Origin of the sequence: Campylobacter showae, assembly GCF_900573985.1 — a bacterium.
Lineage (GTDB): Bacteria > Campylobacterota > Campylobacteria > Campylobacterales > Campylobacteraceae > Campylobacter_A > Campylobacter_A showae_E.
In genome coordinates, this window is the sequence record NZ_UWOK01000002.1 from 164,702 (window position 1) to 180,213 (window position 15,512).

General features: G+C 34.6%; 15 protein-coding genes and 1 pseudogene. 9 read left to right on the forward strand and 7 right to left on the reverse strand.

All coding sequences use genetic code 11. The features are described 5' to 3' along the window. Positions 1 to 9 precede the first annotated feature (9 nt). The 7 genes from EE116_RS11555 to EE116_RS13095 all read right to left on the reverse strand — a co-directional run bounded on the left by EE116_RS11555 (position 10) and on the right by EE116_RS13095 (position 3,277). Entirely contained in the window at positions 10 to 768 is a 759-nt protein-coding gene (locus tag EE116_RS11555; RefSeq protein WP_122874616.1) for a hypothetical protein, read from the reverse strand. Positions 769 to 931: 163 nt separating this feature from the next. After that, positions 932 to 1,549, reverse strand: coding sequence for a hypothetical protein (locus EE116_RS11560; protein WP_122874617.1), 618 nt, complete (start codon positions 1,547 to 1,549; stop codon positions 932 to 934). Next, entirely contained in the window at positions 1,515 to 1,808 is a 294-nt protein-coding gene (locus EE116_RS11565) for a hypothetical protein (protein ID WP_122874618.1), read from the reverse strand. The genes EE116_RS11560 and EE116_RS11565 overlap by 35 nt, the downstream gene beginning before the upstream one ends. Next, positions 1,778 to 2,185, reverse strand: coding sequence for a hypothetical protein (locus EE116_RS11570; RefSeq protein ID WP_122874619.1), 408 nt, complete (start codon positions 2,183 to 2,185; stop codon positions 1,778 to 1,780). The genes EE116_RS11565 and EE116_RS11570 overlap by 31 nt, the downstream gene beginning before the upstream one ends. A gap of 39 nt (positions 2,186 to 2,224) precedes the next feature. Next, positions 2,225 to 2,425: a hypothetical protein gene (locus EE116_RS12515; RefSeq protein WP_163028080.1), complete on the reverse strand. Its 201-nt coding sequence runs from the start codon at positions 2,423 to 2,425 to the stop codon at positions 2,225 to 2,227. A gap of 285 nt (positions 2,426 to 2,710) precedes the next feature. After that, the gene (locus EE116_RS11580) at positions 2,711 to 3,088 is read right to left on the reverse strand and encodes a hypothetical protein (protein ID WP_122874621.1); all 378 of its coding nucleotides are present in this window, start codon (positions 3,086 to 3,088) and stop codon (positions 2,711 to 2,713) included. A 57-nt stretch (positions 3,089 to 3,145) separates the two neighbouring features. Beyond that, positions 3,146 to 3,277 carry a hypothetical protein gene (locus tag EE116_RS13095; RefSeq protein WP_277418968.1) on the reverse strand — a complete coding sequence of 44 codons (132 nt, stop codon included), beginning with the start codon at positions 3,275 to 3,277 and terminating at the stop codon, positions 3,146 to 3,148. Between the two features lie 107 nt (positions 3,278 to 3,384). On the opposite strand from EE116_RS13095, the gene EE116_RS11585 reads away from it, so the two are divergent. From EE116_RS11585 to EE116_RS11625, 9 genes and pseudogenes are all read left to right on the forward strand, one after another. Next, positions 3,385 to 4,251 (forward strand): helix-turn-helix transcriptional regulator, encoded by an 867-nt coding sequence (locus EE116_RS11585; RefSeq protein WP_122874622.1) that lies wholly within the window; start codon positions 3,385 to 3,387, stop codon positions 4,249 to 4,251. A gap of 58 nt (positions 4,252 to 4,309) precedes the next feature. Then, positions 4,310 to 5,854, forward strand: a complete 1,545-nt coding sequence (locus EE116_RS11590) for an AAA family ATPase (RefSeq protein ID WP_122874623.1) — start codon at positions 4,310 to 4,312, stop codon at positions 5,852 to 5,854. Continuing rightward, a complete protein-coding gene (locus tag EE116_RS11595) occupies positions 5,847 to 7,172 on the forward strand; it encodes a vWA domain-containing protein (protein ID WP_122874624.1) in 1,326 nt (441 codons plus the stop codon). The genes EE116_RS11590 and EE116_RS11595 overlap by 8 nt, the downstream gene beginning before the upstream one ends. A 5-nt stretch (positions 7,173 to 7,177) precedes the next feature. Further along, on the forward strand, positions 7,178 to 7,576 hold the full coding sequence (locus tag EE116_RS11600) for a hypothetical protein (RefSeq protein ID WP_163028081.1): 399 nt from the start codon (positions 7,178 to 7,180) through the stop codon (positions 7,574 to 7,576). A 346-nt stretch (positions 7,577 to 7,922) separates the two neighbouring features. Further along, positions 7,923 to 8,818, forward strand: a pseudogene (locus EE116_RS13285) (IS1595 family transposase). Between the two features lie 645 nt (positions 8,819 to 9,463). Beyond that, positions 9,464 to 10,591 carry a GTPase gene (locus EE116_RS11610; protein ID WP_122874626.1) on the forward strand — a complete coding sequence of 376 codons (1,128 nt, stop codon included), beginning with the start codon at positions 9,464 to 9,466 and terminating at the stop codon, positions 10,589 to 10,591. 3 nt (positions 10,592 to 10,594) lie between these two features. Continuing rightward, entirely contained in the window at positions 10,595 to 12,172 is a 1,578-nt protein-coding gene (locus EE116_RS11615; protein ID WP_122874627.1) for a GTPase, read from the forward strand. A 66-nt stretch (positions 12,173 to 12,238) separates the two neighbouring features. Then, complete coding sequence (locus tag EE116_RS11620; RefSeq protein WP_122874628.1) at positions 12,239 to 13,126, forward strand: hypothetical protein; 888 nt, start codon at positions 12,239 to 12,241, stop codon at positions 13,124 to 13,126. A gap of 191 nt (positions 13,127 to 13,317) precedes the next feature. Then, positions 13,318 to 15,507: a WG repeat-containing protein gene (locus EE116_RS11625; RefSeq protein WP_122874629.1), complete on the forward strand. Its 2,190-nt coding sequence runs from the start codon at positions 13,318 to 13,320 to the stop codon at positions 15,505 to 15,507. The last annotated feature ends 5 nt before the right edge of the window (positions 15,508 to 15,512 follow it).

Below are 15,512 nucleotides of genomic sequence, written 5' to 3' on the forward strand. Positions count from 1 at the left end.
CTTTTTCCTTTAAATTTTTACTACGGATTTTCTTTTTATCTCTTTTGTTTTGCTATTTACCATGCCTTTTAACGCGATCTCGCTTATCTTGCCGCTTATGCTTTGACTGGAGTTATGCCTTAGGTGCAGCTGCGGATCAAACTCGTCTCCCAGGCTAACGCTTTGAAGCTCATATATATCGCCGTTTGCTTTGGTAAAATTTACAAATAAAAAATAAAATATCTCCGTGAGTTTTTTTATCTCGGGATTTTGTCCCTCTCTAAGCTCGTTATTGATATAGTCCCATAGGTTTTCGATATTTCTAGACTGAACGCCTGAAGCAATGAAGCTAGCTAAGCTGTCTTCTTTTAGGATATTTTCTAGAGATTTTTTCGTAGATGCGGATAAATTCTTAAAATCCTCGTAAGCTTTAACGTCTTTTTTTAAATTTTCGAGCTCTTTTTTACTTTGCTCGACCTGTTCGGCGTATAAATTTATATCATCGGTCAGCTTTTTATTCTCTTTTTCGAGCTGTTCTCGCTCAACTTTGGCGCGAGCTAGATCGTCTTTGAGATTTTTTATCTCATCTTTTAAAAACGATGAGTCCGAATCAACATTAAACCATTTGGCTAACATCGCTTTTAGCTTATCCATAATGCCGCTATTTATTTTTTCTTTCACTTCTTCATCCTCCAAAAGCTCTAGCAGTCTTTTTTTGTCTATCGAGTTAATCTCGCCTGAAATATTGATTTGCTTATCTAGTGTTTGATTTGATTTTTCTTCATTCATCAATAGCTACTCCAAAAATAAACTAAATTATATATTTTTTAAATATCTATAAAACAAAAACGATATATTTTACTATATTTTTCTTACTTAGACACTTAAACTATAGTATAAAAAAATGCAAAAAATTTAAAGAGCCTCGTCTGGCTCTTTAAATTTATGGTTTTTAAGCTTTAAATGCCACTTCACTCGCCTCCCAATCATACTCCCCGGCAATAGTCGTCAGGTTTTGCGCTGTTGCTTGTAGTTGCCTTAGGGCTTCTTTCATCTCGCTTACCTTACTGCTTCCGTTCATGCCGGCTTGTAGGTTTTGAACGCTTATGGCCATTTGGAGCTGAGTTAGCGTCCAGTAAAATTTGATCAAAGCCGTATCCAGACCTATCTGGGCTAGGGGGTTTATGGCTAAATTTATAGCATCATTTTCCTGCTCGCCGTAGTCTTTGCCGATTTCTAAAAGTAGCTCGGGCAAATAGTTTTCATGAAATTTACTCTCCATCTTAGATAGTCTTTTTATGATATTCTCGTCTATTTCATTATACTCATCTAGCCCCATAGCTGTTTTAGCGGCGTATCCGATAGTTTTTGCTACGCCTCCAAAGGGACCAAAGGTATCTTTATAGTACATATCGTCTATTTCTTGCTCGTCTTTGTCGATCGGTTTTTTAGTTAGCTTTATGCTTTGGGTTAAATTTAGCATTTGACCCGCTAGTTCGCTCATCTTAAAGCTCTTTGCTTTAGCTACCGCCTCGTTAGCCTTTTGGATAAAATCTACGTTTAAACTCATTTGATCTCCTTTGATTTAAATTACAACGTAAATTTAACATTGCATAGCGACAGGTTGAGTCATTTTTCGTATCTAACTTCAAAAATATTAGCTTTTTCTCGATTTTTTCTCTGCCAAGCCTTTTCTTGTAGTTTTTTATGACCTCGCTATCAAATTTTTCGCTATATTCTCGTCTAGCTTCATCTGCGCTTTTTAAAAGCTCTTCGGCTAAATTTACTAGCCTCTCATTTACGTCTTTTTGAGCGTCCGTTTTGGGCATGTTTGCGCCGCCGCCGCTCTCGTCGCTTTTTTATTTTGAATGTCTTGTAAAATTTGATTAAATTTATCGGTTTGCTCGGAGCTAAAAAACTTCCCGCAAAGCTGTAAGAAAGCAGAGATATCGGCTATATCTAGCTTATCTAGATAAATGCCGCGGCGTAATGTTGTTTGCATTTGCCTCATTGCTCGTTCATGAGCGTCTAGCGGATTTGCTTGTTCTATTAAATTTAAGCCAAGATCGCTTTTAAAATTTTTCTCCTCTTTTTTAATGGCTTCTTTTATAGCCTCTGCCGTGCCCTTGCCGCCAAAGTCGGCAAATTCTAAGAAACATTCGTTTATCAAAGTTTGAAATAAAAAATCCCCTCTATCTGATCTCATGGGCGCTTATATCCTTTTTTAGGCGGTTTAGCTTCGTTTTTAGCTTTTTTGCGCTTTTAGCTCATTTGATAGCGCGTTTTCTACGATATATTGCTGATGCCCCGATAAAAATATATTAGCGCTTTTACTAAAATCATCGCCGAGCTTTGCTTTGGTTTCTTTCATCATCGTTTCAAGCTCGCCTAAAATTTCCTCGTATTCGTTTAAATTACTATCCCTGAGCTTTGCATCGATTGCCATCATATCTCCTTTTTTGCGCAAGGCTATCGGCATGATAGGCTCTGAGCTAACGCCTTTGACGTATTGCCAAAAAAACGACCCGGATAGCCAACCACCCCTTAGAGAGCCCTTATCCACCGATATATAATATCCCATATTTACGGCGCTATTTCTTGAATAATAAATCCTGCGCTCGTAGTTGCCTCGTTAGTTTAGCGGGTTGCCCTCAAAAGGACTAAAAGGAACGTAAAACAAAACGTCGATTTGATCGCTTGAGCCTGCGTATTTGTTTAATCTAATGCTAAATTAGTAATGCGGAATGCCGTTAAAATTTTTAGTTTTGTATTCCTCCTCTTGCAAAAAACAAAGATGATAGTACTCGTCGGCAAGCCTTGCAACTCTTGGTTCTAGTTCAAAAATGAAATTTAAGCTTAGATTTCTACTCACGCTTTGTGCTACGATATTTTTGATCGTTTCCATATGCTCTTTTTCGCTCCAAAGACAATTAGCCAGCAATAAAACGTCCGCAGGTAAAACCTTGCTCCTATCGTTTAAAAATGCGGCGATTTTTAAGATATGGGCTAAATTTTTCCAGCGTCTATCCGAGATATAGATAGTGGTTTGATTTTCTTGTAAAGTTTGCTTGTCGTTTGCTTTTTGAAAGCTTTGCCCGTCATAGTCCATATTCTCGTCTTGATCGTTTTTTGGTATTAAACTTTTCTATATTTTCTCTGATTTCTTTTATTGCTTCAAGGCTTTGGGGGCTAAATTTGACCGAATAACCGCCAAAAGGACGTTTGATACGATATGTTCGCGCTCAAACAGCCCCCTAGAGATCGCCGTGATGAGATTTGAAATTTTATTTTTATACATCGGCTCCCTTTTTTAGATTTTATAAAATTTAACGTATTGCCGCGACAGGTTGCGTCGCAAGGAAAAAATTAGCTAAAATACGTCAAATTTAAATAGGAAGGATTAAAATGCGCTCTCACGATAAAATCGCCGTCAGGCTTGCTCAAATAATAGTAAAACTAAACAGCGGTGAAAGGCTAAGTATAGATGAGCTTGTAGAGGAGTTTAGCGTAAATAAAAGAACGATTTTAAGAGATTTTGAGCGGCTTAGTATCCTACCTATCCAAAAAGAAAACGGTAAATATTTTTTAGAGGACTATGCTCTTGGCAAACTAGGCTTTAAAGATATAAAAGCCTTTGCCGCGCTAATCGGCGCAAGATCGCTATTTCCCGAGCTAGACGATAGATTTATCAGCGACGTTTTAAACGAGAAGCTAAACAAAGCCTATCTAATCAAAAACCAAGGGTTTGAAAGTATACAAATTTCAAGAGACGACTTTGAAGCCGTAAGCGCCGCAGTGATAAAAAACCGTATCGTAGACTGCGAATATAACGACAAAGAACGCAAACTAAAGCCGTATAAACTAATAAATAATAGCGGCATATGGTATCTGCTAGCAGACGACGAAGGCAAACTAAAAAACTTCACTCTCTCTAAAATAAAACGCATAAAGATAAAGGGCGATACGTTTACTGCAAACGCCGAGTTTTTAAAACGTATCGAAAAAAACGATACAAACTGGTTTTCGGACGCTAAATTTAAGGTTACGCTTGAAATCAAAAACGAAGCTATGAAGTATTTTAAGAGAAAAGAGTTTTTGCCAAATTACGAAGTAGTGCAAGAGGACGATCACAAAATCATCATAAGCACGGAAGTAGCTTACGATGACGAGATACTGCGGGTCGTAAAATACTGGCTACCGTTTATAAAGATAGTCGAGCCTTTAAATTTGAAGGATAAATTTGAAAATTTGCTTAGGGATTATTTGAAATGACATAACCTGTCATCTCTTTTTGCTAAGCTTTATTAAAAATAAATAATAAAGAAAGCAAATGAGAGAAAAAATTTTTAATTTACTTGAAGCGATTTCAAAAGGCTTACACGAGCGTGACGATATAGTAGCAAAAACTCTTTTGGCTACTATTGCCGGACAAAGCGTATTTTTATATGGACCGCCAGGCACTGCAAAAAGCTTAATAGCAAGACGTATAAATTTAGCTTTTAAGGATGCGGCGTATTTTGAATATCTTATGCAAAAATTTTCAACGCCAGACGAAGTTTTTGGACCAATAGACATAAAATCTCTAAAAGAGGGCAAGTATGTAAGAAATACTCAAGGGTATCTACCGAGCGCAAATTTTGCATTTTTAGATGAAATTTTTAAAAGTTCGCCAGCTATACTGAATACACTTTTAACTATCATAAACGAAAAACTTTTTAAAAACGGCAACGAAAACGTAAGAGTGCCCTTGTATACTCTTATTACAGCAAGCAATGAAACACCAGATATCGGTAGTGGGCTAGAGGCTTTATACGATAGATTAAATATGAGACTTTTTGTCGAGCCTTTGCAAGACTGGAATAACTTTGTAAAGCTAATAAGCAATGAAAATGATGAGCCTCATATAGATGAAAATTTAAAAATTACCGTAGAGGAGCTTGATGTCTTGCGACAAAAAGCTAAAAACATTAAATTTTCCTATCAAAGTTTAGAAATTATAAAGTTAATAAAATCAAAACTAAACGATTTAAGCAATCCTATTTATATATCTGATAGAAGATATAAAAATTTAGCTCAAATATTAAAAATAGCAGCTATTTTATCAGATAGGGATGAAATTTTACCTATTGATACGTTTATACTGGCGGATTGTTTATGGAATAATAAAGATGAAATCAAAGAAGTTAAGCGTATAGTAAAAGAAAGCGTTTATACCGTTGTTTGTCCAGATATAGATTATACATTTTTAGATGAATTTAATGAAATTTATAAAACTTTTTATGAGTTGTTTTTCTATCAAGATGATATATATAAAACCAAAATAGTTAATGATAAAATTTGCTACGAATTTGAGCTTTTAATAAATAGATTTAATGATGATAATGATAAGGTAAATGTCAAATTTTATATTCCCATAGATGAACATAAGGGCATTAAAAATCCGCTGGATGCGGGCGGTCAGCCGCAAAGAAGACTAGTTTATGCCTATCATGACGGAAATTTTAAGGTAGGAATAGACAGAGGCGCTTATGAATGCGGATGGGATTCCGGAGCGGCTTACAACGATCATACAAGCATAGTTAGAACCTTTTGCCCAACTATCTTGCATAAAAAGGGCGATATGATAGCCATAAAGGACAGCAAAAGGAAGCAGTTAATGAATATATCAAAAACTGCCCTTAAAAAGATGGACCAGATGATATCTGGTACAAATAGCGAGCTCACCAGTATTAGAACTAACGGTTATATGTTTTTGGCTAAAGACGAGATAGATAGCTTTATTCAGGTAAATATTAGCCTTCTTAATAAGCAAAAGCATATAAGGCTAAAAATTTCACGCTTTATAAAAGATTTACAAGGACATAAAATTGCGTAATTATGAAGAATTTTATAGCTCTTTGCTTGAAGATTTTAGAAAAGACGTAGGCGAGCTAGATGATGTCATAATGGCAGATATAAATAATTATTTAGCTAGCGAACTTGATGCCATAAAGTCTGCATGCGAAAATAATCCTTATAAAACATTAGATCCAAGGATAATGGATATAAAAAGGAGCATAATGTATGGTCAACAAGATACCGTAGATATTCAAACCGATATTGAACTAGTCAGAATTCTTTTAGGAAATGAGGAGGCTAAAAATTTTAAAGAACAGTTAAATATGCTTCCTGAAATAGATTTTGGAAGAAGATATAAACGTTTAGAAATAAGAAAGAAGATACTTGATAGATGCGAGCAAGCATGGTGGCAAAGATGTATAAATAAAAATTTACAAAGTATACCCGATATATTAAATGAAAAAATTTATGAGCTAAAACTAATGTATGCAATTTGTCGGCCATGTAAATTTAGGCCACAGGGATTTTTACAAAATCATGATCCTGGAGATAGAATAGGAAAACTTACCACTTTTTTGAATATAATAGGTTCATCAAATAAATTAAGGCAAATATGTGAAATTATCGGTAGAGGCGAAGGTATAAAAAATGAAAACATAACTTTTTCAAATAGTAATTCAAAGCTAAATAACTTTAAAGAACAATTTGACGGCATTAAAATTTCAAATGAAATCGAAAATATTATACCGTCTGAACTTGCATTTTTAAGTGAAGATTTACATATTATTTTTGATATGAAATTTGTTGAGAAAAAACTATTGTGCTTTGAAAGTCAAAGCGAGGTCAAAAATATAAACAGCGGTTTTAAAATGCCGAATGTAAGACAAAAAGGGTCTGTGATGCTTGTGGTGGACGGTAGTTATTCTATGCAGGAAAAAGAAAATACGGCAAAAAGCATAGCCTTTTTAGTGGCTACTATCGCCAAACGCGAAAAAAGAGCTTGCTATCTTGTGTGTTTTAATACTCAGATAAAAGCTTATGATTTAAGCGGTCATAAATGGCATGACGAACTGATGAAATTTTGTCTTACTAAATTTGACGATGGGACAAACTTTAAAATAGCTATCAAAAGGGCTTTGGAACATATCAAAAATGATAAAAATGCCGATGTCTTAGTTGTTTCTGATGCATTGTTTGATATAGACGACGAGATAAGAAATATATCAAAAAATATAAAATTAAACGGTTCAAATTTATATGCAATTATACTAGGTGATGAGGGAACCGTAAAGTTAAATGAAATTTTTGATAAAATTTGGAAACTGGAATGTACGACTTTAATAATCAAAGCATAGGCGATATGAACATTAATATAGCCATGTCAAGATATGAAATGGCTAGAAGCGATCTTTTTAATTTAGTTTATTCCTTGGGGCGTAAATTAAATAAAGCCGATATTTCAGTGGTTTCTTTGGATGCTAACGCGAAAAAAGATATGCAAGATATCTATACTTTACTAGATAATCAAACGAAGAGTTGGAAAAAGATTTATTATGCCCAATGGATAGATGAATTTGCTAGTGTCATTAAAGATGTTCATAAAATTTTACGCATATACGATAGGTATTTTAACAAGCGCGACTTACAAGAAGCAGCCCAAGTACATTACATATCTAAAAGAATAATAATGATAAGTATGTTAAGCGATAATAAATTCGATAGAAATGCTAAATTAGATTTGATGATTTGTTTTAGGTGATTAAGTTATATTTTAAATTTGGATATCGTAGCGATTATATTTATCAGATTAATATATTCTGTGATGGGCTTTTAAAAGGGTTTTAGGGATTATCCCTAACGAGGTGTTTTTGTCTGATCTGTCAGACAAAAAGTATCCTCGCCCAGATAAGAAAATTTTGATTGTTACCATTTTATTAGCCATATCTCCGGAATAAAAATTTGAGATTTATTTAATAATTATCCATTTGTCTAATTTAGATTAAGCGGCTGCTGTTAAAAATATTAAGGATTTCTGGTTGTTCGATTTTTGTAAAAATATTTGGCTCTCTTTAACTTAAGCTCACACAAAGGAGCATTAAGTTACGATGAGTTCGATGAAAAATAAATATATAGTCCGTTCCCGAATTTCGGAAAAGAAATTTAGAGAAATTCTCAAATACTTTACACAAGATGTAGAGGCTACTAAAATAGCAGAATTTACTAATATCTCAGAAAAAACAATCAACCTTGCGCTTGCACTCTCTTTGAGAAAATAACTAAAAATATCAGAATTTTAATGTCTAAAGAGTGTGAGAAGATATCTAAGTTTTCAGGTGAAATTTTCAAGCCCCCTAGAAGCTTCGCTTTGAGATTGACGAAAGCTACTTTGGAGCTAAGAGAGAGTAAGAGGTATTGTGCTTGCACTCTCTTTGAGAAAAGAGGTAGAGGAGCGGCAAATAAAACACCCGTATTTCTATTTCGCTACGCTTATAGCTGTAAACAGACGGAATGTTAAAGCGTGACGGCAAGGTCTATACCCGGATAGTTAAAAACTGCTCCGCAAATGAACCGATACCGACATTATCGGAGTTTCTCAAAGAGAGCGCAAGCGCAAGAGCGAATTAGATGAGAGCGTTATTTATTCTGATTGCCGGAAAGCTTATGACGGATTGGTTGATTACGGAGCTAAAGCTCATTATAGAGTAAAGCATTCTAAAAATGAATTCGCTAACGGTAAAAATCATATAAACGGTATAGAAAACTTCCGGGGATATGCTAAACATAGACTAGCTAAATTTAAAGGCATTAAGAAAGAAAATTTCTTGCTTCGTCTTAAAGAGCGTGCTCTGCTCTACTTCGCTACACTTATAGCTTTTCAAGACGCGGCCACGAACGTAGTGAAGTAGAGTTTAGATATAATAACAGTAAAGATACAAGAACTTTCTATCATATTTTACTAAAGATGATAAGAGGTCTTATAAGTAGCAAGACGAAGTTGTAGCTAAAAATCCACTTAAGTTCCGTTTAGCCTAAAGTATTGTAAGTTTAGAACAACCGTTTTTGCTTAAAAATCAGGGCAAGGGCTCCGGTTTTAAATAAAGTATTGTAAGTTTAGAACCGCAAAACTTGAACGACTATGTGCTACAAAAGCTTGAGTCTTAAATAAAGTATTGCAAGATTATAACAAAATATATTCGTTTATTTTTATCTTTTTGTATTTTGTTTTAAACAAACTATTGAAAGTTTAGAACGCTCCTATTCGTATTCGCTTTTTGCGTAGCCGCCGTGTTTTAAACAAAAGACTCTCCTTGACTTAAACTCACACAAAGAAGTGATAAGTTGCGATAGGCCTTTTGCTTTTATAAAAAAGATAATTTATCAAAATATTATGGTTTAGCATAACATTCACTAAACCGTATAATTCGCAAAGTTTTTTGATATCCTATTCAACAGATTATATTTATGCCCAAACGGATTTAATTAAAAAAATAATAGATCTATTTTGCCCTCAAGCATCACTTAGCATCTTAAGGACTTCTTCTTGGTATGTTATAGCGTATTGGATATAGGTACATTAATTATTCGTAAAAATATTATTTATGTTATAATACGTACTTGATTTTAAAATTAACCAAAAGGAGAAAAGATGTCAAATTTTACTAAGACTTTTGAGGAGGCGTTCCAAAAAGAGTTTGAAGAGCAAAAAGCGGCGATAAAAAAACCAAATTTAGCTGTTGTCGGCGGAACAGGAGTTGGTAAAAGTTCTCTTATAAATCGCATATTTGGTAAAAACGTGGCAAAGGCTGGCGCTGGAATTCCTGTTACCAAAGGCATGAATAAGATAGAGGATCCAAGCGGAAGTGTGCCGATAGTATTTTATGATACAGAAGGATATGAGACAACGAGTGCAAATGAACAAAATAATACAAATTTTGAGCAAAACATAATCCCCGAGTTTGAAAAACTTCAAAAAAAGAATCTAGATGAGCAGATACATATAGTTTGGTATTGCATATCTATAGCAAATCATAGAGTAACTCCTTATGACATAAAAAATATTAAATATTTTAAAGACAATGGATATAAAGTCGCAATAGTTTTTACAAAATGTGATACTGATGAAGAACTGGGAGATGGTAGCGGTAAAGATGCAAACGCGTTTAAAGGCATCATCAAAGAAAAAATCGGCTCAATGGATTTTTTTGAAACCACAAATGATGAAAGTATGAAACTTGATGTGGACGCTTTACTTGAGTGGTCTGCTGGTCAGCTTGGTGATGAAATGTTAAGGCAGTCTTTTATAATGGCTCAAATTTCTTCGATAGAGCTTAAAAAGCAAGAAGCCCATAGGGTAGTACATATAGCCGCTACAACTACCGCCGCAACAGCAGGACTAAATCCAGTGCCCATCTCAGATGCCCTTCTTATAGCACCACAGCAAATAGCCATGTGCGTAAAGATAGCAAATATCTTTTGGTTAAATACCGGTAGTGCTTTAAATCTAGAAGAGCTTTTAAAAGCACAGCTGCTACAAATAGTAGGCAAGGCAGCAGCAGTTAGTCTTACAAAATTGATACCTGTTTTAGGGCAGCTCATAAACGCAGCTGTTGCAGGAGGGCTTACTTATGGATTTGGTTTTGCTATAACCGAGGCAAATGCTATGGCGCTAAATGAGTTTTTAAAGACCGGAAAAATGCCTGTTTGGGCTGAAGTTTTTAACTCAAAATTTATATTTGACATCATGAACAAAGCAAAAGATCAATTCAAAGGATAGACTATGAGTATTGCTTGCAATATTTTAATCATAGGAAAAACTGGCACCGGCAAAAGCTCTTTTGCAAATTATCTTTTTGATGTGGATAAATTTACTACCGGTTCAGGTGAGCCGGTAACTAGCTGGGCTGAAAATTTTCAAGCATATCATTTTGAAAAAGAGGGCATAAAGATAAATGTATATGATTCTGTAGGATTAGAACCCGATAATCAATCAAAGTGGATGGGAGAGCTTTATAATTTTTTAGCTCATAAGCAGAGTCAAAAAGATCCAAATAAAATCATACATGCTTTGTTTTACGTTATAAATGCTTCAAGTGCCAGAATAGAGCCTGGCGAGACAACCAAAATAAAAGAGATCAAGCAAAAATATGATATAGACGGAACCATTGTCTTTACTCACTGCGATGTCGCTGATAGGGACACACTATCCTGTCTTGAAAAAACTTGTGAGCAAAATAATCTTAAAAGTATTAAAATTTGCTCCATATCAAGGAAGACAAGAGCTGGAGTACAAAGTCAAAAGTGTGGTAAAGACGAGGCTGTCAAAATTTTACTTAGCTCATCGTATGATAAGGTTGGTAGAGAGCTTAGCATAGCTACCTATGATAGTGTTATAGGATATATGGAGCAGACAAGAAAAAAACTAAAAGATAAAATTTCTTTGCTTGATTTTGGTCTATTTAAAAGCGATAAAGATAAATTTCAACATGAATTTGCGGCTGCTATCAAGCCTATACTTGAGGATATACAGAACGAGAAAATCATTCCGCAAAATTATATCTCATATAAACAATTTTTAGATGAGTTTAGCAATGAGTATAAAGGCGAGGATGTCTTTAGTGAAAATTTTAAAAAGCTAAAAACAAAGGTAGAGAGTTTTAGGAGTTATTTTTCAGCAAATAATGATCTTTCCATATCATTATTGTCTATAGTCTCATACAGCAACTTATTTTCAAATGGATTTAATTTTTTTATTCCGCTTGGCATAAAAGCTATTCGTAATTCTATGCAATTAAATTTAATAGATTCGAAGATAGATATTTTTATAGATGAGTTACTTAAAGAAAAGTATTCGATTATGCAAGAGGATAAAAGGTTAAGTAGCGACGATATCCGCAGACTTGAAGTGCTAAAGGATTACACTCAAATTTTACTGAAATTTGAGGATATGCCATTTTTAAAATACAATAATATATCCATATTATCTAAATTACCTGTCATATTATTAATGCCGCCGATACCATTTTATCAAATTACAGAAAAGTTAATTGTCTTATTTTCATTGCTCGGCGATACACCTTTTGAAAAGCTGTGTAAAAGTATAGATGATGCCATTAGCAAAGATGATTTTAAGGAGATCTTTAGAGCCACCAAAGATGCTTATGGATATATAAATTACAATAACTACCAAGATTTTGAAAATCATAAAAAGGCAAAAGAAATTTTATTTAAGGGAGTTGAAGTTATACAAGAAAAATTTGATAAGGCAACAACAATAGCCGACAAAGCCAAAAACGACAAAAAGATAAGCACCGAGGAGATGGAGTATATGAAAAATATGCTAAATGATATAATCTAAGCGACACAACCTATCACTTTTTGTTGTTAAAATAACGCATAAATATTATACATACAAGGAGACACAATGATAAAAGATAACGTGTTGGCAGCAATTTTAGCTGTGGATTTTTTAACAACATCTAGTAAAGACCTTGGTCTTGCATATGCTTGGGCCGAAAGGATACTTACGACAATTCAGGTATCGCCAGAATATTTAACACACATATATAATTCCCTTTCTAATCAAGAAATTGAAATCAGCGCAATCATGGACTATGTTACTGCAATAACAGGCGATAGCGTCGACAATGTTATAAGAGATATACAAAATTGCAAAAAGCCGAATTTGACAAGTTTGCAAGAGGATAGCCTAATGAAAGCATATGATGCTATGCAAGTTGTGTATCAAAGAAATTATGAGCAAGACAATCCATATGTTTATACGCCAGAAAAAATAAGAGATGTGCTAAGCAAAATAAATGTATTGGCAGATAAAATTGAATTAAAAATTTTATTTGATGAAGAAGAAAGAGAGAAAACTCTAAAACTTTTTAAATTGAAAGAACAGAAAGGATTGCTGGCATACACATCTGATCAATCTAAAGAGATTGAACATATGGTTCCAAAAAGTACTATTAGAACAAGCCAAGAAGATATATTTGGTGTAGCACTTATATTAGTAACTGAAAACAAGTTAAGAAATATAATTACCAGCAACCCTGTTGCAGTTATGGCCTATTTAAAAACTACTAATCAAAGAGATTTTATAAAAACATATAATGACATTATGGGTAACTATAGGATAGCAAACGAATATATGTCAAAATATATGGATTATTTGCAACAATACGATATTAAGAATACAAACATAAAGAATTTTTCTGCAAAACAGGCGGAATATAATGATGAATTGCATATATTGCTATTAAAAGACTATTACGAATCAATAATAAATAGGCCCAACAAAGCTTAGGCGGATTTTTAATAGTATAGTGCTTGGTTTTAACAATACATATGAGCACAAAAAAACAAACTATTACGAGCGAATTTGGGCTAAATCAATACAATGAGTTAAACGATATAACGTCTCCGTTTGATAAAAATAATCCCTCGTTTGACTTAATCTACGAAATCACGATGTAAAATACTAAAAAAGGATAATATATGTTTGATTTTTTAAAATCGCCATTTGGCGCAAAGGATAAAGAAGCATCTACGCAGGTAGCTTCTATGAAAGCTACTGGGGGTGCAAGTATAAATAAAATAAATGCTCCCTCTAAAGAGATAGATACCAATAAGGCAGATACTGCTAATGAACTAGACGGACCACTGTTTAAAAATGAAAAAGACGGTAAATACGGATATATAAATACAAAAGGTAAACAGGTTATAGAGTGTAAATTTGATCATGCCGAGAATTTTAGCGAAGGCTTGGCTGCAGTTGAAAAAGACAACAAATGGGGATATATAAATACTAAAGGCGAGCAGGTTATAGAGTGTAAATTTGATCATGCCAGGGACTTTAGAAAAGGTTTAGCTAGAGTTAAAAAAGACGGTCAATACGGATACATAAACGTCAAAGACGAATATGTTATAGAGTGTAGATTTGACGAGGCCTTAGGCATCGATGATAAAGGTTTAGTTAGAGTTAAAAAAGACGGTAAATGTGGATACATAAACACCAAAGGAGAGCAGGTTATAGAGTGCAAATTCGATGATGCGTGGTTTTGTGGAGAAGGCTTGGCTGCAGTTAAAAAAGATGGCAAGTACGGATTTATAAACGCCAAAGGTGAGCAAATTATAGAGTGCAAATTTGATGATGCCAGACACTTTACAGAAGGCTTAGCTAGAGTTAAAAAACACAACAAGTATGGATTTATAAACGCCAAAGGTGAGCAAATTATAGAGTGCAAATTTGATGATGCCAGACACTTTACAGAAGGCTTAGCTAGAGTTAAAAAACACAACAAGTATGGATATATAAACGCTAAAGGCGAACAGGTTATAGAGTATAAATTTGATAATGCAGATGCATTTAGCGAAGGCTTAGCTCCAGTTGAAAAAGACGGCAAATGGGGATACATAAATGCTAAAGGCGAGCAGGTTATAGAGTGCGAATTTGATAATGCTATGGACTTTAGCGAAGGCTTAGCCAGAGTCGAAAAGGACGGTAAACTAGGATACATAAACGCCAAAGGCGAACAGGTTATAGAGTGCGAATTTGATTATGTTGATACCTTTAGCGAAGGCTTAGCCAGAGTCGAAAAGGACGGTAAACTAGGATACATAAATGCCAAAGGCGAACAGGTTATAGAGTGCAAATTTGATGATGCCGAAGACTTTAGAGAAGGTTTAGCTATAGTTGAAAAAGACGGCAAATGGGGATATATAAATGCTAAAGGCGAGCAGGTTATAGAGTGCAAATTTGATTCGACTTGGAACTTTAGTGAAGGCTTGGTTGGAGTTATGAAAGACGGCAAATGGGGATATATAAATGCTAAAGGCGAGCAGGTTATAGAGTGCGAATTTGATAATGCTATGGACTTTAGCGAAGGCTTAGCTCCAGTTGAAAAAGATGGCAAATGGGGATACATAAATGCTAAAGGCGAGCAAATTATAGAGTATAAATTTGATAATGCAGCTGCATTTAGCGAAGGCTTAGCTGCGGTTGAAAAAGACGGCAAATGGGGATACATAAATGCTAAAGGCGAGCAGGTTATAGAGTGCAAATTTGATTATGCCTATGCCTTTATAGAAGGCTTAGCTAGAGTTAAAAAGGATAGTAAACTAGGATACATAAATACCAAAGGCGAGCAAGTTATAGAGTGCCAATTTTATTATCTTTATAGCTTTAGCGAAGGCTTAGCTGCGGTTGAAAAAGACGGCAAATGGGGATACATAAATGCTAAAGGCGAGCAGGTTATAGAGTGTGAATTTGATTATGCCGAGGACTTTAGCGAAGGCTTAGCTGCAGTTAGAAAAGACCACAGATACGGGTACATAAATACCAAAGGCGAACAGGTTACAGGGTGCGAATTTGGTTATGCAGGTGCCTTTAGCGATGGCTTAGCTAGAGTTGCAAAAGACCGCAGATGGGGATACATAAACACCAAAGGCGAACAGGTTATAGAGTGTGAATTTGAGTGGGCTAGTGATTTTAGCGAAGACTTGGTTAGAGTTATGAAAGACGGCAAGTGGGGATACATAAACGCCAAAGGCGAGCAGGTTATAGAGTGCGAATTTAGTTATGCCCATGACTTCAAAAAGGGACTAGCTGAAGTTATGAAAGATTGCAAATGGTTTACTATTGATATCAAAGGAAATTTTATAATATCTGACGAAGATAATAATTAAGACTC